The following is a 20,496-nucleotide window of genomic DNA, read 5'->3' on the forward strand; positions in this document are numbered from 1 at the left end:
AGCCGAGGAGGGGCGACGTCGCACCATGAACGCCACCAACAGCATGAACGCCGACAAGCTACGGGACTACTTGAAGCGGGTGACCGCCGACCTCCAGCGGACCCGGCAGCGCCTCGCCGACGCGGAGTCCCGCAGGCGCGAGCCGATCGCGGTCGTGGGCATGGCCTGCCGGTTCCCCGGCGGGGCCACCACGCCCGAGGGGCTGTGGGAGCTGGTGGCCGAGGGCCGGGACGCCGTGGGGCCGTTCCCGGACAACCGGGGCTGGGACCTGGAGGGCCTGTACGACCCGGACGCCACGGTGCCCGGGAAGACGTACGCCCGTGAGGGCGGCTTCCTGTACGACGCGGACCGCTTCGACCCGGAGTTCTTCGGGATCAGCCCCCGCGAGGCCCTCGCGCTCGACCCGCAGCAGCGGCTGCTGCTGGAAGTGGTGTGGGAGAGCCTGGAGAGCGCCGGGGTGACGCCGGGCGAGCTGCGCGGCAGCCGCACCGGCGTGTTCAGCGGGGTGTCCGGGCACGAGTACGCCTCGCTGATGCACCAGGGCCCGGAGGACGTCGGGGGGCATCTGCTGACCGGCACCACGCTCAGCGTGGCGTCGGGGCGGATCTCGTACACCTTCGGCCTGGAGGGCCCGGCGGTCACCGTCGACACGGCCTGCTCGTCGTCGCTGGTGGCGCTGCACCTGGCGTGCCAATCGCTGCGGGAGGGCGAGTCGTCCATGGCGCTCGCCGGCGGCGCGGCGGTGATGCCGACGCCGGGGATGTTCCTGGAGTTCAGCCGTCAGCGCGGGCTCGCCGCCGACGCGCGGGCCAAGTCGTTCTCGGCCGCCGCCGACGGCACCATCTGGGCCGAGGGCGCGGGCATGCTCCTGCTGGAGCGGCTCTCCGACGCCGAGGCCAACGGCCACCAGGTGCTGGCCGTGATCCGCGGCTCGGCCGTCAACCAGGACGGCAAGAGCAGCCAGCTGAGCGCGCCGAACGGGCCCTCGCAGCAGCGGGTCATCAACGCCGCCCTCGACAACGCGGGACTCACCGCCGACGAGGTCGACGCCGTCGAGGCGCACGGCACCGGCACCCCGCTCGGCGACCCCATCGAGGCGCAGGCCCTGATCGCCACGTACGGGCGCCACCACTCCCCCGAACAGCCCTTGTGGCTGGGCTCGTTCAAGTCCAACATCGGGCACTCCCAAGCCGCGGCGGGCATCGGCGGCGTCATCAAGATGATCCAGGCGCTGCGCCACGGCGCCCTGCCGCAGACCCTGCACGTCGACGAGCCCAGCCCGCACATCGACTGGAGCAGCGGCACCGTCCAGCTCCTCACCGAGGCACGGGCCTGGCCGAAGACCGGCCATCCGCGGCGCGCGGCGGTGTCCTCGTTCGGGATCAGCGGCACCAACGCCCACCTGATCCTGGAGCAGGCCCCCGCCGCGCCGGACCGCGAGGACACCGGCGCCGTGCCGGGCACCACGCCCGTGCCGTGGATCCTGTCCGCCAAGTCCACGGCCGCGCTGCGCGAGCAGGCCCAGCGGCTCCTCGACCACGTCACCGACCACCCCGAGCTGCGCCCCGTCGACGTCGCGCACACCCTGGCCACGTCCCGGACCCTCTTCGAGCACCGGGCCGCCGCCGTGGGCACCACCCGGGACGAGCTGCTCGCCCAGCTGGGGTCGCTCGCCCAGGACCCGGACGCGGTCACGCTCACGCTCCAGGCCGGGGCCCGCGGCAAGAAGCTCGGCTTCCTCTACACCGGGCAGGGCGCGCAGCGCGCGGGCATGGGCCGTCAGCTGTACGACACGTACCCCGTGTACCGGGAGGCGTTCGACGAGGTCTGCGCCACCCTGGACCGGCACCTGAAGGCCGAGCACGCCATCAAGGACGTCGTGTTCGCCGACGACCCGGCCCTGCTGAACCAGACCCGGTACACGCAGGCGGGGCTCTTCGCCCTGGAGACGGCCCTGACCCGGCTGCTCGCCGACGACTTCGGGGTCTCCCCCACGCACGTCGTCGGCCACTCCATCGGCGAGATCGCCGCGGCCCGCACGGCGGGCGTGTTCTCCCTGGACGACGCCTGCCGCCTGGTCGCCGCCCGCGGCTCCCTCATGCAGGACCTGCCCGCCCGGGGCGCCATGATCGCCGTACGCACCACCGAGGAGGAGCTGCGGCCGCTGCTCGAAGGGCACGAGCACCACGTGTCCATCGCGGCCGTCAACAGCCCCACCTCGCTGGTGGTCTCCGGCGACGAGGAGGCCACCACGCGGATCGCCGCCGCACTCGCCGAGCGCGGCGTCAAGACCAAGCGCCTCACGGTGTCGCACGCGTTTCACTCCCCGCACATGGACCCCATGCTGGCGGAGTTCGAACGCGTCGCCTCGGAACTCACCTACCACCGGCCGCGGATCCCGTTGATCTCCACGGTGACCGGGCGGCCCGCCGGGGCGGAGGTCACCACCGCCGCCTACTGGACCGAGCACGTCCGCGCCACCACCCGCTTCCACGCCGCGCTGACCACGCTGCACGAGCACGGCGTCAGCACGTACGTGGAGCTGGGCCCCGACGCCGTCCTGGCCGGGCTCGCCCGTGAGGCGCTGCCCGAGGCCACCGCGGTGGCGCTGCTGCGCCCGGCGCTCGCCGAGCCGAACGCGCTGCTCGACGGGCTGGTGCAGGCGCAGGCGGGCGGCGCCGCCGTCGACTGGGCCGGTCACCTGGCGGGGCGCGGGGGCCGGGCGGTCGCCCTGCCCACGTACGCCTTCCAGCGGCGCCGCTACTGGCTGAGCGCGCCCGAGGCCGCGGGTTCGCCCGCCGCGCTCGGCCTGGAGGCGGCCGCGCACCCGCTGCTGGCCACGGCCACCGAACTCCCCGACGGCAGCCGCCTGTTCACCGGGCGGGTCAGCCTGACCAGCCACGCCTGGCTCGGCGACCACGTCGTCATGGGGACGGTGATCCTGCCGGGCACCGCGTTCGTCGAGCTGGCTCTGCACGCCGCGCAGACGGTGGGCGTCGACGAGGTCGCGGAGCTGGTCCTGAACGCGCCCGTCGCGTTCGGCGCCCAGGACGCCGCGCTGCTCCAGGTCGTCGTCGGCCCCGACGACCCGGCCGCGGGCCGCTCCCTGACCATCCGGTCCCGCTCGGAGCAGGACCACTCCTGGACGGAGAACGCCACCGGCAGGCTGACCGCCGCCCCGGTGCCGGTCGCCTGACACCCGGACGTACGGCACACGAAATCCGCCCCCGGCCTTCCGGCCGGGGGCGGATTTCGTGTGTCCCTACGCGTCAGGAGGAGAAGCGCAGCGGCGTGAAGGGCACCACCGAGGGGTGCGGGGTGGTGTCGGTGAGGTAGGCGGCCATGGCGACGGCGGTGACGGGGGCGAGCTGGACGCCCATGCGGAAGTGCCCGGTGGCCAGGTAGACGTCGGGGACGTCGGTGGGGCCGATGACGGGCAGGTCGTCGGGGGCGGCCGGGCGCAGGCCCGCGCTGATCTCCGCGAAGCGCAGGGCGCCGACGTCGGGCATGACCGCGGCGGCGCGGTTCAGCAGCTCGCGGGTGCCGTCGGCGGTGACGGTCTCGTCGTAGCCGCGCTCCTCGTAGGTGGCGCCGATGACCAGTTCGCCGCCGGGGCGGGGCACCAGGTACAGGGACGAGCCCTTGTGCAGGGCGCGGGCCGTGACGTCGAGCAGCGGCCGGTCGGAGTGCAGGCGCAGGATCTGGCCCTTGACGGGGCGGATCTCCGGGACGGCGTCGTGGGGCAGGCCCTCGATGTGGTGGGTCCAGCAGCCCGCGGCGAGCACCAGGCGGTCGAAGGGCACCGCGTCGCCGTTGTCGAGGGTGACGGCGTGGTCGGCGACGCGGACGACGCGGCGCCGCACGACGGTGCCGCCCAGGGCCTCGATGGCGGTGATCAGCGCCTCGTTGAGGACGCGCGGGTCGACGGCGCCGTCGTCGGGCGACAGCAGGCCGCCGAGCGCCGGGGCGAAGGCGGGCTGGAGCTTGGCGCACTCCGCGGCGGTGAGCCGCTCGGTGCGGATGCCGAGGGCCTCCTGGAAGGACTGCTGGTGGTCCAGGGCGGCAAGGGCGTCGTCGTCGAAGGCGGCGTCGAGCACGCCGTCGCGGCGGAAGCCCGCGGACGCGAACTCCTCCAGCTCGGCCACGAAGGACGGGTACAGCGCGCGGGAGGCCAGACACAGCCGCAGCAGGTCGTCCTGGCCGTACAGCTGCTCGTTGCCGGGCGGGAGCATGCCCGCCGAGACATGGGACGCCTTCGTGGCCGGGGCCGGGTCGATCACGGTCACGGTGACGCCCTGGCGGATGGCCTGCCACGCGGTGGCGAGGCCGATGACGCCGCCGCCGACGACAACGGTATTCACGATGGGTTCTCCTGGAGCAGTCGCCGCAGATGAGAGGTGAGATCCACGGGGGTCGGGTGGTCGAACACAAGGGTCGCGGGGAGCCGTAGCCCGGTCGCGGCCGACAGCCTGCGGCTCAGGTCGAGGTTGCCGATGGAGTCGAGGCCGAGCGCGCCGAACTCCCGGTCCGGGGCGATGTCGTCGGGGCCCTCGTAGCCGAGGACCGCGGCGGCCGTGGCCCGCACGAACTCCAGGACGGCCTGCTCGCGCTCCGCGTCGGGCAGCTCCGCGAGGCGGGTGAGCAGCGTGTCGGTGTGCTTGCCGGACGCCGCGGGCGCCAGGTCGGCCAGGACCGGCGGGACGTCGTCGGTGAGGGCCGACTCGTTCAGGCGTACGGGGGCGAGGACCGCCTCGTCGCCCGCGAGCGCCGCGTCGAACAGGGCCAGGCCCTGCTCGCGGCCGAGCGGGGCGAAGCCGGTGCGCTTGATGCGGGTGAGGTCGGCGGCGGTGAGCCCCGAGCCCATGCCGTCGTCGCCGTCCCACAGGCCCCAGGCCAGGGAGAGGCCGCGCAGGCCGAGGGCGCGCCGGTGGTAGGCGAGGGCGTCGAGGACGGAGTTGGCGGCGGCGTAGCTGCCCTGCCCGGAGTTGCCGACGAGCCCGGCGACGGACGAGAACAGCACGAGCGCGCAGTCCGGGTCGCGGACCAGCTCGTGCAGGTGCAGCGCGGCGTCGGCCTTGGGGCGCAGCGCCTTGTCGAGCCTGCGCGGGGTCAGCGTGTCGGTGGCGGCGTCGGACAGCACGCCCGCGGTGTGGATGACGGCGGACGGCGCGGGGACGTCCGCGAGGGCGCGCTCCAGGGCCTGCCGGTCGGCGGCGTCGCAGGCCACCAGGTCGACGCGGGCGCCGAGCGCGCCGAGTTCGTCGCTCAGTTCGGCGGCGCCGGGCGCGTCCGGGCCGCGGCGGCTGAGCAGGACGAGGTGCCGGACCTGGTGGCGGGTGACCAGGTGCCGGGCGAGCAGTCGGCCGAGGGCACCGGTGCCGCCGGTGATCACGACGGTTCCGGTGAGCCGGGCGGCGCGGGGCGGCGGCGGGCAGCGCACCAGGCGCGGCCGCAGCAACGTGCCGTTGCGCACGGCGAGTTGGGGCTCCTCACTGGCCGCGGCGGCGACCAGGGCGCGCCCGGAGTCCTGCGCGTCGTCGACGTCGACCAGGACGAAGCGGCCCGGGTGCTCGGACTGGGCGCTGCGCAGCAGCCCCCACACGGCGGCGCCCGGCAGGTCGGGGGCGTCCTCCCGGGCGCGGGCCGCGACGGCGCCAGTGCTGACGAGCAGCAGCCGGGCCGAGGCGAGGCGCGGGTCGGCCGTCCACTCCTGGACGAGCATCAGGGCGCGCTGCGCGGCCGAGCGCACCGGGGCGTCCTGGTCGGTGCAGGAGACGACGACCACGTCGGGCACGGTGGCGCCCTGCCGCAGCGCCGCGTCGAGCGCGGCCAGCGACGGGTAGGAGTCGAAGGAGCTGCGGGCGGACTTCAGGGCGCCGGTCACGCCGATGTGGTCGGTGCCGAGGAACGCCCAGTGCTGCTGGTCCGTGGCGGACGGCGGCGCCTCGACGGCCTTCCAGGCCAGGCGCAGCAGCCGGGTGCGCTGTGCCGCCGCGTCCAGCTGGTCGGGGGTGACGGCCCGGCGGACGAGGGTGCCGATGGTGGCGACGGGTTCGCCGTCGGCGCCGGTGAGCGCGAGGGCGGTGCCGTCCTGGCCGGGCACGGCGTGCACGTTGATGGCGCGGGCGCCCGCCTTGTGCAGGCGCACCCCGCGCAGCGCGTACGGCAGGAAGGTGCTGTCGTCGCGGTCGAGGTCCGGGACGAGGGCGGCCTGGAGGGCGGCGTCGAGCAGGGCGGGGTGCAGCAGGTAGCCGTCGCCTCCGGGGGCGGCGGCGGGGGTGGTGCCGGGGGTGTCGTCCGGGTCGCCGGAGCCGCTGGGGGCGCCGTCGAGTTCGGCCTCGGCGTACACCTCGTCCCCGTGCGCCCACACGCCGCGCAGCCGCCGGAAGGCGGGCCCGTAGCGCAGGCCGCGGTCGGCGAGCCTGCCGTAGAAGTCGTCGATGTCGACCTGGCGCGCTTCCTCGGGAAGCGCGTGCTGTTGCGTTGTGCTCATCGTCGCGTCCTCCGCGGGGCGGGGCGGGTCAGTTCACGGGCGGGTTGGTGATGGCGGCGGCGACCTCGCCGTGGCTCTCGCCGCCCTTCTCGTCCCAGTAGCGGCACCGCGTGCGCAGCATCACCAGGGCGTCGCGCAGGTCGTTGCCGTCCCAGTCGGCGATGTCGACGATGTCGATCTCGCCCCGGAAGTGACGGCCGCTCATGGCGTTGCGGAAGGTGCTCTTGAAGTCGGTGATGAACACGTCCGCGAGCTGCCGGTCCCAGAACTGTTCGAGCGTCCACCGGGAGAACGGCTCGATCAGGGACTCCTTCACGGCCTTGGCCATCAGGTAGTACGCCATCTGGTTGAAGCAGATGTTGAACTCGACGGAGTTGAAGTGCCCGGTGTCGTCGATGTAGCAGGACTCGGGGATCAGGAAGGTGCAGGCGGCGCTGAGCGTCCCGCCGTCGTCCAGGGAGTCGCCGCGCATCGTGACCGTGGCCGAGGTGAGGTACTCGCACCGCTTGGCCCGGTACGGGGTGAGCACGCGGTGCAGCAGTTCCTCGTCCGTGGGGAAGACGCGCTGGTCGGTGTCGTCGAGCAACTGGGTCATGACTGGTCTCCTGATCGTCGCGCGGTGCGGAGGAGGTCCGCGAGGCTCATGTTCTGGATCGCGGCGGTGCGGTCCTCGGTGCCCGCGGTGTCCTCGGTGTCCTGGGCGGGTTCCTGGTCCGCCGCCGTGTCCGGCTCGCCCAGCGCCAGCTCCGCCAGCAGGTGCCGGGTGAGGTCCAGCGCGGTGGGGTGGTCGAAGACGAGGGTGGCGGGCAGGCGCTCGCCGACGGCCTCGCCGAGGCCGTTGCGGAACCTCACGGCGGCCAGCGAGTCGAAGCCCATGTCGCGGAACGACCGCTCGGCGTCCACCTCGTCGGCGTCGGCGAAGCCGAGGATGGCGGCGGTCTGCGCGCGCACCACATCGAGCAGCGCCTGTTCGCGGCGGGCCGGGGTGAGCCGGGCCAGCCGGTCGCGCAGGCTCTCGGCGGTCGCGCCGCTCGCCGCGGCGGGCTCCACGGTGCGGCGCGCGGGGCCCCGTACCAGGTCGCGCAGCAGGTACGGCACGTCGGCGCGGCGCTGTCCGGTCAGGTCGATCCGGGCGGGCACCAGGAGCGACCGGTCGAGGGCGCCCGCGGCGTCGAGCAGCGCCAGGCCGTCGGCGGAGGCGATGGGCAGGACGCCGCCGCGGCGCATGTCGGCGACGTCGGCCTCGTCCAGGGCGCCGGTCATGCCGCTGGCCTCCTCCCACAGCCCCCAGGCCAGGGACTGCGCGGGCAGGCCGTGGGCGCGGCGGTGCGCGGCGAGGCCGTCGAGGAAGGTGTTGGCGGCGGCGTAGTTGCCCTGGCCCGCGCCGCCGGTGACCCCGGCGGCGGACGAGAACAGGACGAACGCGGACAGGTCCTGACCGGCGGTCAGCTCGTGCAGATTGAGGGCGGCGTCGACCTTGGGCCGCAGCACCGCGGTCATCTTCTGCGGGGTGAGCGAGGAGATGACGCCGTCGTCGAGGACGCCCGCGGTGTGCACGACTCCGGCGAGGGTGCGGCCGGTGAGTACGGCGGCCAGGGCGTCCCGGTCGGCGGCGTCGCAGGCGGCCACGTCGACGCGGGCGCCGAGCGCGGTGAGTTCGGCGGTCAGCTCGGCGGCGCCGGGCGCGGCGGGGCCGCGGCGGCTGGTCAGGAGCAGGTCCTTGACGCCGTGGGCGGTGACCAGGTGGCGGGCGACCAGGGCGCCGAGGGTGCCGGTGCCGCCGGTGACGAGGACGGTGCCGGGCCGGTCGCCGAAGACGGTGGCGGGGGCTTCGACGGGGGCGCCGGTCACGCGGGTCAGGCGCGGGCGGTGCGGGGTGCCGGAGCGCACCGCGACCTGCGCCTCGCCGGTGGCGACGGCCGCGCCGACCCGGGCGGCGAGCGGTGTGGGGTCGCCGGGTTCCAGGTCGACGAGGACGACGCGCCCCGGGTTCTCCGTCTGGGCGCTGCGGACCAGGCCCCACACGGCCGCCCCGGCGAGGTCGGTGACGTCCTCCCCGGCCACCGACACCGCGCCGCGGGTGACGACCGCGAGGACGGCGTCGTCCTCGGGCTGCTCGTCCAGCCAGGACGCGAGGGTGGTGAGCGCGGAGGCGGTCTCGGCGTGGACGGCCTCGGCGGTGGTGCCGCCCGCGCACTGGTGCAGGACCGTGCGGGGCGCGGCGTCGCCCGGCACGGCGGGCGTCCACGTGAGGTCGAACAGCGCGTCGTGGGGCGTGTCCGCGCGGGTCAGGCTGCCCGCGGCGACCGGACGCAGGGCGAGCGAGGCGACGGACGCGACGGGCCGGTCACCGGTGTCGGTGAGGCGCAGCGCGACCTCGTCCTCGCCGAGCCGGGTCATGCGCAGCCTGAGCGCGGCGGCCCCGGAGGCGTGCAGGTCGACGCCGGTCCACGCGAACGGCAGCGTGACGCGTCCGGCGTCGGTGGCCAGCAGCGCGGTGGCGTGCAGCGCCGCGTCGAGGGCGGCCGGGTGCAGGCCGTAGCGGGCGGCGTCGGCGGCGGCCTGCTCGGGCAGCGCGATGTCGGCGTACACGTCGTCACCGGAGCGCCAGGCGGCGCGCAGGCCCTGGAACACCGGCCCGTACGCCAGGCCGTCGGCGCCGGACGGCTCGTAGAAGCCGCTCAGGTCGACGGGTTCGGCGCCCGGCGGCGGCCAGGCGGCGGACTCGTGCGCCGGTTCGGGGCCCGCCTCGGCGAGGGTGCCCTGGGCGTGCCGGGTCCAGGGCACGTCGGCGGGGGCGTCGTCGGGCCGGGAGTGGATGGAGACGGTGCGCAGGTCGGCGTCGACGACCACCTGGATCGCCACGCCGCCGCGCTCGGGCAGCACGAGGGGCGCCTCCAGGGTGAGGTCCTCCACCCGGCCCCGGCCGACCTCGTCTCCGGCGCGGACGGCCAGTTCGACGAAGCCGGTGCCGGGGAACAGGACGGTGCCGCCGACGACGTGGTCGGCCAGCCACGGCTGGGCGGAGCGCGCCAGGCGGCCGGTGAGCAGCACTCCCCCGGCCCCGGCGACCGGCACGGCCGCGCCGAGCAGCGGGTGGTCGGCGGGCGTCTGGCCGACGCTGCGGGCGTCGCCGGAGTGCTCGATGACGTCCATCCAGTACCGCTTGCGCTGGAACGGGTACGTGGGCAGGTCGACGCGGCGGGCTCCGGTCCCGGCGAACTGGGTCTCCCAGTCGACGCTCGCGCCCCGCACATACGCCTCGGCGAGCGAGGTGAGGAACTGGCGCGGGCCTCCGGCGTCGCGGCGCAGCGTGCCGACGAGCGCGGCGGCGACCCCGGCCGACTCGGCGGTCTCGCCGAGCCCGGTGAGCAGGCCCGGGTGCGGGCTGGCCTCGACGAAGATCTCGAAGCCGTCGGCGAGCAGCGCCCGCGTGGTCTCCTCGAAGCGGACGGTGCGCCGCAGGTTGGTGTACCAGTACTCGGCGTCGAGCCCGGCGGTGTCGAGGAGCTCGGCGGTGACGGTGGAGTAGAACGGCACGGTCGCCGTGCGCGGCGTCAGGCCGGTGAGTTCGGTGAGGATCCGCTCGCGGATGTCCTCGACGAACACCGAGTGGGAGGCGTAGTCCACGGGGATGCGGCGGGCCTGGACGCCGTCGGCGACCAGCTTGGCCCGCAGCTCGTCCAGGGCGTCGCCGTCGCCGCACACGACGACGGAGGAGGGGCCGTTGACGACGGCGAGCTGGAGGCGGCCGTCCCAGGCGGCCAGGTGGGTGGCGGCGTCGGCGGCGGACAGGGCGACCGACATCATGCCGCCCTGGCCCGCCAGGTCCTCGCGGATGATCTGGCTGCGCAGGGCCACGACGCGGGCCCCGTCCTCCAGGGACAGCGCTCCGGCGACGCAGGCGGCGGCGATCTCGCCCTGGGAGTGGCCGACGACGGCGGCCGGTTCGACGCCGACGGCGCGCCAGGCCTCGGCGAGGGACACCATCATCGCCCACAGCGCGGGCTGCACGACGTCGACGGCGTCCAGGCGGGGGCGCCGGGGGTGCCGCGCAGCACGTCGAGCAGGTTCCACTCGACGTACGGCTCCAGGGCCTTGGCGCACTCGCCGAGGCGGGTGGCGAAGGCGGGCGAGTGCTCCAGGAGTTCCACGCCCATGCCCTGCCACTGCGAGCCCTGGCCGGGGAAGACGAACACGGCGCGGGAGTCGCCGCGCTGGACGCCGCGGACGACGGAGGCGGCGGTGGTGTCCGTGGCCAGCGCGTCGAGCCCGGCGAGCAGTCCGTCGCGGTCGGTGTCGACGACGACGGCGCGGTGCTCCAGGGCGGCGCGGCCCCGGGCGAGCGAGGCGGCGACGTCCAGGGCGTCGAGGTCGGCGTCGGCGCGCAGGTGCGCGGCGACCTGGGCGGCCTGGGCGCGCAGCGCGTCGGCGGTCGACGCGGACACGGTCAGCGGCACGGCGGGGGGCCGTTCGCCGCGGGGCTCCCGCGGGCCGGTCGGCGGCGCCTCCTCGATGACGACGTGGGCGTTGGTGCCGCTGACGCCGAAGGAGGACACCGCGGCGCGGCGGGGGCGGCCGCCGGTCTCCCAGTCCCGGGCCTCGGTGAGCAGTTCGACGTCGCCCGCGGTCCAGTCGATGTGCGGGGACGGCGGGTCGGCGTGCAGGGTGCGCGGCAGCGTGCCGTTGCGCATCGCCATCACCATCTTGACGACGCCCGCGACACCGGCGGCGGCCTGGGCGTGCCCGAAGTTGGACTTGATGGAGCCGAGCCACAGCGGGTCGCCGTCGGCGCGCTCCTGTCCGTACGTGGCCATCAGGGCCTGCGCCTCGATGGGGTCGCCGAGGGCGGTGCCGGTGCCGTGGCCCTCGACGGCGTCGATGTCGGCGAGGGTGAGGCCCGCGGCGGCCACGGCCTGCCGGATGACCCGCTCCTGCGCGGGGCCGTTGGGCGCGGACAGGCCGTTGGAGGCGCCGTCCTGGTTGACGGCGGAGCCGCGGATCACCGCGAGCACCGGGTGGCCGTTGCGGCGGGCGTCCGACAGGCGCTCCAGGAGGAGGAGTCCCGCGCCCTCGGCCCAGCCGGTGCCGTCGGCGCCCGCGCCGTACGCCCGGCAGCGGCCGTCGGCGGACAGGCCCTTCTGGAGGCTCATGCCGATGAACGTCTCGGGCGTGGCCATCACGGTGACGCCACCGGCGAGGGCCAGGGAGCAGTCGCCCTGCCGCAGCGCCTGCATGGCCCAGTGCATCGCGACGAGCGAGGACGAGCAGGCGGTGTCGATGGTGACCGCGGGGCCCTGGAGGCCGAGGGTGTAGGAGACGCGGCCGGTGGCGACGCTGCCGAGGCCGCCCCCGGCGGTGAAGCCCGCGAGGTCCTCGGGCGCGTCCTGGGAGCGGGCCGCCCAGTCGTGGTACATGAGCCCGGCGTAGACGCCGGTGGCGCTGCCCTTGAGGGAGTGCGGGTCGATGCCCGCGCGCTCGGCGGCCTCCCAGGCGACTTCGAGGAGCAGCCGCTGCTGCGGGTCCATGGCCTGGGCCTCCTTCGGGCTGATGCCGAAGAAGGTGGGGTCGAACTCGGCGGCGTCGTAGAGGAAGCCGCCCTGGCGGGTGTAGGTGGTGCCGTGCTTGCCGGGCTCGGGGTCGTAGATCTCCTCGATGTTCCAGCCGCGGTCCTCGGGGAAGCCGGAGACCGCGTCGGTGCCGTCGGCGACCAGGCGCCACAGGTCCTCGGGGGAGGTGACCCCGCCGGGGTAGCGGCAGGCCATGGCGACGATGGCGATGGGCTCGTCGGCCGCGGCGGGCGCGGGCGCGGGGGCCTGGGGCGCGGCGGCCGGGGTGGTGCCGCGGACCTTGTCGAGCACGTGGTCGGTGAGGGCGCGCGGCGTGGGGTGGTCGAAGATCAGCGTGGAGGTGAGCCGCAGGCCGGTGGCGGCGGTGAGCGCGTTGCGCAGCTCGACGGCGGCCAGGGAGTCGAAGCCCAGCTCCGTGAAGGCGCGCCGCGGGTCGATGGCGGTGCCGCCGTCGTGGCCGAGGACGCCCGCGATCTGCGTGCGGACCAGGTCGAGGACGATGCGGTCGCGCTCGGCGTCGGGCTTGCCCGCAAGCCGGTCGGCGAGGGTGGCGCCGCTGGTGCCCGGGGCGCCCTGGGCTGCGGTGGTGGCGGCCCTGCGGGCGGGCGCGCGGACCAGGCCGCGCAGCAGCGGCGGCACGCCGTCGGCGCGGGCACGCAGCGCGGCGGCGTCGAGGCGCAGCGGCACCAGGGCGGGCACGCCCGCGGTGAGGGCCTGGTCGAAGAGGGCGAGGTTGTCCTCGGCGGTGAGGGCGGGCAGGCCGGAGCGCTCGGCGCGGCGCAGCGTCACCTCGTCGAGGCGGGCGCCCATGCCCGCGTCGCCCGCCCACAGGTTCCACGCCAGGGACGTGGCCACGAGGCCCTGGGCGGCGCGGTGCGCGGCGAGCGCGTCGAGGAAGGCGTTGGCGGCGGCGTAGTTGCCCTGTCCGGGCGAGCCGAAGGGCGCGGAGGCGGACGAGAACAGCACGAACGCCGCGAGGTCGTGCTCGCGCGTCAGCTCGTGCAGGTGCCAGGCGCCGTCGGCCTTGCCGTGGAAGACGGCGGCGACCTGCTCGGGGGTGAGATCGGCGGCCAGGCCGTCGTCGATGACCCCGGCGCTGTGCACGACGGCGGTCAGGGGGTGCGCGTCGGGGATGGACTCCAGGAGTGCGGCCACGGCGGCGCGGTCGGCGACGTCGCAGGCGGCGACCGTGGCTTCGGCGCCCAGCTCGGCGAGTTCGGCGACCAGTTCGGCGGCGCCGGGGCTTTCGGGGCCGCGGCGCCCGGTGAGCAGCAGGCGCCTGACGCCGTGCGCGCGGACGAGGTGCCGGGCGAGCAGGCCGCCGAGGCCGCCGGTGCCGCCGGTGATGAGGACGGTGCCCTCGGGGCGCCAGGCGGTGGGCTCGGGGGCGTCGGGGAGCTGCGCCTTGGTCAGGCGCGGGATGAGCAGGGAGCCGTCGCGCAGGGCGAGTTGGGGCTCTCCGGTGGCCAGGGCGGCGCGCAGCTCGGGCTCGGGCACGTCGCGGTCGGTGTCGATCAGGGCGAAGCGCCCGGGGTGTTCGGCCTGCGCGGAGCGCACCAGGGCGAGCAGCGGCGCGAGCACCAGGTCGTCGGTGGCGTCGCGGGTGACGAAGGCCACGCGGGTGTCGTCGCGGACCGCGCCCTGGATCAGCTCCAGGGTGTGCAGGGTGGCGGCGCGGGCGGCGTCGGCGGGGGTGCCGGGGAAGACCTCCGGGAGGTGGAGGAGGGTGAACTCGCCTGCCTCGGCGTCCGGTTGGGCCGGGGCCTGGAGCGCGGTCCACTCCACGCGCAGCAGCGAGCCGGACGTCCGGGCGGCGCCCGTGGGCAGGGGCCGCTGCACGAGGGAGCGGACGGTGGCGACCGGCGCCCCGGCGGTGTCGGCGAGGGCGAAGGTCACCTCGTCCGGCGCGGTCTGGCGGATGTGGACGCGTACGGCGGTGGCGCCGACGGCGTGCAGTTCGACGCCGCGCCAGGCGAACGGGAGCCGTACCTGGTCGTCGTCCTGGGGGCCTTCGGAGGCGTGCAGGGCGGCGTCGAGGAGCGCCGGGTGCAGGCCGAACCGGTCGGCGCCCGGGTCGTCGAGCGCGACCTCGGCGAACACCTCGTCGCCGCGGCGCCAGGCGGCCCGGACGCGGCGGAACGCGGGGCCGTAGCCGTAGCCCTGCACGGCGTGGCGCGCGTACAGGTCGTCGACGTCGACGGGGTCGGCGTCGGTGGGCGGCCAGGTGCCGAACGCCTCCGGGTCGGCCGCGGGGCCCTCGCCGTGCTCGGCGAGGACGCCGCTGGCGTGGCGGGTCCAGTCCTCCTCGCTCCCGGCGGGGCGCGCGTACAGCTCGACGCCGCGGCGGCCCGCCGTGTCGGGGGCGCCGACGACGGCCTGGACCTCCACTGTGGCGTCCGCGGTCAGCACCAGCGGCGCCTCCAGGGTGAGTTCCTCCACCAGGGCGCAGCCCGCCTCGTCCGCGGCGCGCACGGCCAGTTCGACGAGGGCGGTGCCGGGGACGAGGACGGAGCCCGCGATGACGTGGTCGGCGAGCCACGGCTGCGCGCGGGTGGACAGGCGGCCCGTCAGGACGACGCCGTCGGCGCCCGCGAGGCTGACGGAGGTGTCGAGCAGCGGGTGCCCGAGGGTGCCGGGCGAGGTCCCGGCGCTCAGCCAGTACCGCTTGCGCTGGAACGGGTAGGTGGGCAGCTCCACACGGCGGGCGCCCCGGCCCGCGAAGAACCCCTCCCAGTCGACGCTGACGCCGCGGGCGTGGGCCTGGCCGAGGGCGGTGACGACCTGGCGCTCCTCGTCGTGCCCCTTGCGGAGCAGCGGCACCAGCGCGACATCGGCGTCGGCGTCGGTGAGGCAGTCGCGGCCCATCGCCGACAGGACGGGGTCCGGGCCCAGTTCGAGGTACGTGGTGACGCCGTCGGCCTCCAGGCGGCGTACGGCGTCGGCGAACCGGACGGGCTCGCGCACGTGCCGCACCCAGTAGTCGGCGTCGAACGCGGTGACGGGCTCGCCGGTGAGGTTGGACACCACGGGGATGCGCGCCGGTGCGTACGTCAGGCTCTCGGCGACCCGGCGGAAGTCGTCGAGCATGGGCTCCATCAGCGGCGAGTGGAAGGCGTGCGAGACGCGCAGCTGCCGGGTCTTGCGGCCCTGTTCGGCGAAGCGGGCGGCGACGGCCCGCACGGCGTCGGCGGCGCCGGACAGCACGACGGCGGTGGGACCGTTGACGGCGGCGAGGCTCACGTGGTCGGTGAGGTACGGGGTGACCTCCGCCTCGCTGGCCTGCACGGCGGTCATGGCGCCGCCTTCGGGCAGCTCCTGCATCAGGGTGCCGCGCGCCCCGACGAGCAGGGCGGCGTCGGCCAGGGACATGGCCCCGGCGCAGTGCGCGGCGGCGATCTCGCCGATGGAGTGCCCGGCGACCAGGGCGGGCGTGACGCCCCATGACTCCAGGAGCCGGAACAGGGCGGTCTCGACGGCGAACAGGGCGGCCTGCGCGTACCGCGTCTGGTGCAGCAGCTCCGCCTGCGGGGTGCCGTCGGCGGCGAACAGGACGTCGCCCAGCGGCTCGTCGAGGTGCAGGTCGAGGTGGTCGGCGGCGTCCTGGAGGGCGCCCGCGAACACCGGGAAGGCGCGGGCCAGTTCGCGGCACATGCCGGGGCGTTGGCTGCCCTGCCCGGTGAACAGGAACGCGGTGCGACCCGTCGCCAGGGTGGTGCCGGTGACTAGTCCGGACGCGGTGGTGCCGTCGGCGAGGGCGGTCAGGGCGCGGCGCAGCTCGTCGCGGTCCGCGGCGATGACGGCGGCGCGGTCGCGCAGCTGGGCGCGGGTGGTGGCGGCGGCGTACGCGAGGTCGAGCGGCGTGGTGTCGTCCACCCGCGTGAGCAGCCGCCCGGCGGCGGCGCGCAGCGCGGCCTCGCCCTGGGCGGACAGGACGACCGGTACGGGGCGTTCGGCCGCCGGGGCGGGCTCGGGGGTCTCGGGAGTGGCGGGCGCGGTGGCGGGGGTTCCTCGATGATGACGTGCGCGTTGGTGCCGCTCGCGCCGAACGAGGACACGCCCGCCCGGCGGGGGGCACCGGCGGCCTCCCACGGCACCGGCTCGGTGAGCAGCCGCACGGTGCCGTCGGACCAGTCGACGTGCGGGGTGGGCGCGTCCACGTGCAGGGTGCGCGGCAGCGTGCCGTGGCGCAGCGCCTGCACCATCTTGATGATGCCCGCGGCGCCCGCGGCGGCACCGGTGTGTCCGATGTTGGACTTCACCGAGCCCAGCCACAGGGGCTTGTCGGCGGGGCGGCCGCGGCCGTAGGCGGCGACCAGGGCCTGGCCCTCGATGGGGTCGCCGAGGGTGGTGCCGGTGCCGTGCGCCTCGACGGCGTCGACCTCGTCGGGGGTGAGGCCCGCGTCGGCGAGGGCCTGGCGGATGACGCGCTGCTGGGCCAGGCCGTTGGGCGCGGTGAGGCCGTTGCTGGCGCCGTCCTGGTTGATGGCGCTGCCCCGGACGACGGCGAGCACCTGGTGTCCGGCGCGCAGCGCGTCCGAGAGCCGGGCCAGCACGAACACGCCGACGCCCTCGGAGAAGGAGGTGCCGTCGGCCGCCGCGGCGAAGGCCTTGACGCGCCCGTCGGGGGCGAGGCCCCGCTGGCGGCTGAACGTGGTGAACGTACCGGGGCTGGAGATCACGGTGACGCCGCCCGCGAGGGCGAGTGCGCACTCGCCGCGCTGGAGGGTGCGGACCGCGAGGTGCAGGGCGGTCAGGGAGCCGGAGCAGGCGGTGTCGACGGTCAGCGTGGGGCCTTCGAGGCCGAGCGTGTAGGCGACGCGGCCGGAGACGACGCTGGGCAGGCTGCCGCCGAGGACGTAGCCGTCGAGGCCGTCGGGCGCCTCGTGGGTGCGGGGCCCGTACTCGTGGGGCTCGACGCCGATGAACACGCCCGAGGGGGTGCCGCGCAGCGTGCCGGGGTCGATGCCCGCGCGCTCCAGCGCCTCCCAGCAGGTCTCCAACAGGAGGCGCTGCTGGGGGTCCATGGCCAGGGCTTCTTTGGGGTTGATCTGGAAGAAGTCGGCGTCGAACTCGGCGGCGTCCGGCAGGAATCCGCCGCGCCGCACATAGCTGGTGCCGGGGGTGGCCGCGTCCGGGTCGTAGAGGCGGTCGAGGTCCCAGCCCCGGTCGTCGGGGAAGTCGGTGAGGACGTGGGTGTCGTCGGCCAGGACGCGCCACAGGTCCTCGGGCGAGGTGACGCCGCCGGGGAAGCGGCAGCCGATGCCGACGATGGCGATGGGCTCGGTGAGCCCGGCGCCCGTGGTGGCGGGCGCGGCAGCCTCCGCCGGGTCGGCGCCGCCGTCCGCGCCGTGCACGACGGCGGCGAGGTGGCGGGCCAGGGCCCGCGGCGTCGGGTGGTCGAAGCCGATGGTGACGGGCAGGTCCACGCCCAGCTCGGCGGTGAGCCGCCGGTGCAGCCGGACCAGGCCCAGCGAGTCCAGGCCACCGGCGAGGAACGGCTGGTCGGCCGCGACGCCGCCCGCCCCTTCCGCGTAGGCGTCGGGGTCGGCGTCCCGCAGCACGGCGGCGGCCTGCGCGAGGACCAGTTCCAGCATCGCGGCCCTGGACTGCTCGGTCATGTGCATACTCCGCAACGAAGAAGGGGCTCGGAGGCCATCGGGTGGGTCAGGACGTCGCGAGGGCGGTCAAGGCGGCGCGGTCGACCTTGCCGTTGACGGTCAGCGGGAACTCGTCCACCACGTGCACGTGGCGGGGGACCATGTAGGCGGGCAGCGCGGCGCGGCAGAAGGCGGCGACCTCCTTGGCGTCCGGCTCGGGGCCGTCGGGGGCGACGGTGACGAAGGCGTGCAGCAGCGGGTCGTCGTCGGGCCGCGGCAGCAGCAGCGCGACCGCGCCGGTGATGCCGGGGAACTCGCCGACGCGGCGCTCCACTTCGCCCAGCTCGACGCGGTTGCCGCGGATCTGCACCTGGTGGTCGACGCGGCCGTGGAAGTACAGCTCGCCCTCGGGTCCCATGGTGGCCAGGTCGCCGGTCTTGAAGACCACCTGCCCCGACCGGGGGTTCAGCGGGTCGGGCACGACGACGGCGCGGGTGGCCTCCGGGTCGCCCCAGTAGCCGGAGAACAGCGAGGGGGTGCGCAGATAGATCTCGCCGAGGACGCCGGGCTCGTCGACGGGGGTGCCGTCGGGTCCGATGAGCATCATCTCGGCGCCCGCGACGGCGTGCCCGATGGACAGCCGCTCGACGTCGGCGGGCAGCGGGTTGGGTACGTCGGTGATGGACGCGGCCATGGTCTCGGTGGCGCCGTAGCCGTTGGTGAAGCGGGCCTTCGGCAGCAGTTCCTGGAGGCGCCGCAGCTCGTCCAGGGGGAAGTTCTCGCCGGAGAACGTGACGCGGCGCAGGGTGCCCTCGTCGCCGATCTCAGCGAGCAGTTCCGGCTCGTGGCGCAGCGCGGGGCGCCAGGCGGAGGGGACGGCGTCGACCTGGGTGGCGCCGGTCTCGCGCAGGAACGACAGGAAGCGGCGGGGCCAGCCGAGCCGGTCGCGCGGCACGGGCACGAGGGCGGCGCCGTGGCTGAGGGCGAACCCGATGTCGAACAGGGCGAAGTCGAACTGGAGCGGGGAGGTGCCCGCGACGCGGTCGTCGGCGGTGATCAGCTCCTCGGCCTCGGCGCCGCGCAGGAACGCGATGACGCCGCGGTGGCTCATCACCACGCCCTTGGGCCTGCCGGTGGTGCCCGAGGTGAAGGTGATGTACGCGGTGTCGGTGGGCGTCACCGTGCGGCGGCGGCGCACCCGCGCGGCGGGCGCGCGCTCCACGGTGAGTCCGTCGGGGCCGAACCGGGCGGTGCCGACCGTCTCGGGGATGCCGGTGCGCTTGCCGTGCGCGGACTGCAGGTGCAGCGCGGGCTCGGCGAGCGAGATGATCGTCTGGAGCCGCTCGTCGGGGACTTCGGGGCTGGTCGGCACGAACGGCAGGCCGAGCGTGGCGCAGGCCAGGAGCGTCGCGATGGCGTCGGCGTTGGTGTCGGACTCCAGGATGACCCGGTCGCCGACCTCAAGGCCGAGCGCGTCAAGGGCCTCGGCGATGTGGTCGACGCGCCGCTCCAGCTCCCCGTAGGTCACGGTCTCGATGCCGCCGCCCGGTGCGGCCTGGATGACCGCGGGCCGCTGAGGGGCCCGCCGGGCCGCGGCCAGCAGATACGTCCGCAGGTTGTCCACCGATGCGTGCGCCCGAGCCGGACGCGCTCCATTCAGGCTCATGCGCCACCCTCCCCATTCGGCTTTCCCAGCCAATACCAGGCTGTTTCTAACAGGGGGCTTTTACCGCCCACAAGAACCCCTGCCCCACGACCCCTGAACTAGGGGGTACTAGGGGTATTGCCACCTGCTCGGCCACAACCAGACTGACGGGAAACACTAGGATCGAACTTCCGTGCCCGCAAAGGCCTCTCGGTGGGTGCGGCGAAAACGGAGAGCGAGAATATGTCGGCGATTGTCTTTCCCGGAATCGGCCCGACGCGTTTCGCGGACCTGGCGCGATTCCTGACGGTGCACCCGGTGGGGCGCCGCTACGTCGCCGAGGCGGACCGGGCCCTTGGCCACTCCCTGGTCGACGCGTGCCGCGAGGCCGAGGCCCGGGACGACCAGGGGGCCTTCCCCGAGCCGATCCGGCTCGCCTTCCTGGTCTCCTGCGTGGCGCTCGCCGACTACGCGGTCACCGAGTACGGGCTGACGCCGGTGGCCTGCGCCGGTGCCAGCTTCGGCGGCACCGCGGCGGCGGTGCGGGCGGGCGCGCTGCCGTTCGCCGACGCCGTGACGATGACCGCGCGGTGGGGCCGCCGGGTGGACGCCTACTTCGCCCGCGAGCACCAGGACGTCGTCACCCAGTCCTTCGCCCGCGTGCCCGCCGACCGGCTCGCCGAGATCCGCGCGGAGCTGGACGAGCGCGGCGAGTGGAACGAGCTGGGCTGCCAGGTCGACCACGACTTCCACATGCTGTCGGTGCGCGAGAGCAGTGTGGAGCACCTCCAGGCGCGGCTGCGCTCGGCCGGTGGCCTCCCGCTGTATGTGATGCGCCCGCCGATGCACGCGCCGCTCTTCGCGCCGCTGCGCGCGGAGCTGGCCGCCGAGGTCGCCGCGGACGTGCCGTTCCTCGACCCGGAGATCCCCGTCGTGTCCGACCACGACGGGTCGTTGGTGCGTACGGCGGACGGCGTGCGGACGATGCTGCTCGACGCGGTGACGCGCCCGGTGTCCTGGCCCGCGGTGGTCGGCTCGCTGCGGGAGCTGGGGGTCGAGCGGGTGCACGTGACCGGGCTTGACGCGCTGTGGGGCCGGGTGGACGTGATGACCGAGGCGTTCGACGTGGTGGCGGTGAAGCCGGACACGGCTATGCGACCGCGCCGGCGCAGCACGATCGCATAGCGGGCG

General features: G+C 75.5%; 6 protein-coding genes and 2 pseudogenes. 2 read left to right on the top strand and 6 right to left on the bottom strand.

What is annotated here, in order from left to right; all coding sequences use genetic code 11:
• Nucleotides 1-76: 76 nt before the first annotated feature.
• Nucleotides 77-3,196, top strand: a pseudogene (locus tag ACOBQU_RS04955) (type I polyketide synthase); the annotation flags it as partial.
• Between the two features lie 73 nt (nt 3,197-3,269).
• Here the strand turns inward: ACOBQU_RS04955 and thiO are convergent.
• From thiO to ACOBQU_RS04985, 6 genes and pseudogenes are all read right to left on the bottom strand, one after another.
• Entirely contained in the window at nt 3,270-4,361 is a 1,092-nt protein-coding gene (gene thiO, locus ACOBQU_RS04960) for a glycine oxidase ThiO (RefSeq protein ID WP_423624682.1), read from the bottom strand.
• Nucleotides 4,358-6,493 carry a type I polyketide synthase gene (locus ACOBQU_RS04965; RefSeq protein WP_423624683.1) on the bottom strand — a complete coding sequence of 712 codons (2,136 nt, stop codon included), beginning with the start codon at nt 6,491-6,493 and terminating at the stop codon, nt 4,358-4,360. Before ACOBQU_RS04965 ends, thiO begins: the two co-directional genes overlap by 4 nt.
• 28 nt (nt 6,494-6,521) lie before the next feature.
• Nucleotides 6,522-7,088, bottom strand: coding sequence for an FcoT family thioesterase (locus ACOBQU_RS04970; RefSeq protein WP_423624684.1), 567 nt, complete (start codon nt 7,086-7,088; stop codon nt 6,522-6,524).
• A pseudogene (locus ACOBQU_RS04975) lies at nt 7,085-15,712 on the bottom strand (SDR family NAD(P)-dependent oxidoreductase); the annotation flags it as partial. The gene ACOBQU_RS04970 and the pseudogene ACOBQU_RS04975, both read right to left, overlap by 4 nt.
• Nucleotides 15,713-15,821: 109 nt before the next feature.
• On the bottom strand, nt 15,822-17,681 hold the full coding sequence (locus ACOBQU_RS04980) for a type I polyketide synthase (RefSeq protein WP_423624685.1): 1,860 nt from the start codon (nt 17,679-17,681) through the stop codon (nt 15,822-15,824).
• A 46-nt stretch (nt 17,682-17,727) separates the two neighbouring features.
• Nucleotides 17,728-19,326 carry an AMP-binding protein gene (locus ACOBQU_RS04985; RefSeq protein WP_423624686.1) on the bottom strand — a complete coding sequence of 533 codons (1,599 nt, stop codon included), beginning with the start codon at nt 19,324-19,326 and terminating at the stop codon, nt 17,728-17,730.
• A 222-nt stretch (nt 19,327-19,548) separates the two neighbouring features.
• On the opposite strand from ACOBQU_RS04985, the gene ACOBQU_RS04990 reads away from it, so the two are divergent.
• Nucleotides 19,549-20,490: an ACP S-malonyltransferase gene (locus ACOBQU_RS04990; protein ID WP_423624687.1), complete on the top strand. Its 942-nt coding sequence runs from the start codon at nt 19,549-19,551 to the stop codon at nt 20,488-20,490.
• The last annotated feature ends 6 nt before the right edge of the window (nt 20,491-20,496 follow it).

Source organism: Streptomyces sp. G45 (assembly GCF_049542095.1).
Lineage (GTDB): Bacteria > Actinomycetota > Actinomycetes > Streptomycetales > Streptomycetaceae > Streptomyces.

Excerpts from the sequence above, each read along its gene's own strand:
- ACOBQU_RS04965 (WP_423624683.1), bottom strand. The coding sequence starts at position 6,493 with ATGAGCACAACGCAACAGCACGCGCTTCCCGAGGAAGCGCGCCAGGTC.
- ACOBQU_RS04970 (WP_423624684.1), bottom strand. The coding sequence starts at position 7,088 with ATGACCCAGTTGCTCGACGACACCGACCAGCGCGTCTTCCCCACGGAC.
- ACOBQU_RS04980 (WP_423624685.1), bottom strand. The coding sequence starts at position 17,681 with ATGACCGAGCAGTCCAGGGCCGCGATGCTGGAACTGGTCCTCGCGCAG.
- ACOBQU_RS04985 (WP_423624686.1), bottom strand. The coding sequence starts at position 19,326 with ATGAGCCTGAATGGAGCGCGTCCGGCTCGGGCGCACGCATCGGTGGAC.
- ACOBQU_RS04990 (WP_423624687.1), top strand. The coding sequence starts at position 19,549 with ATGTCGGCGATTGTCTTTCCCGGAATCGGCCCGACGCGTTTCGCGGAC.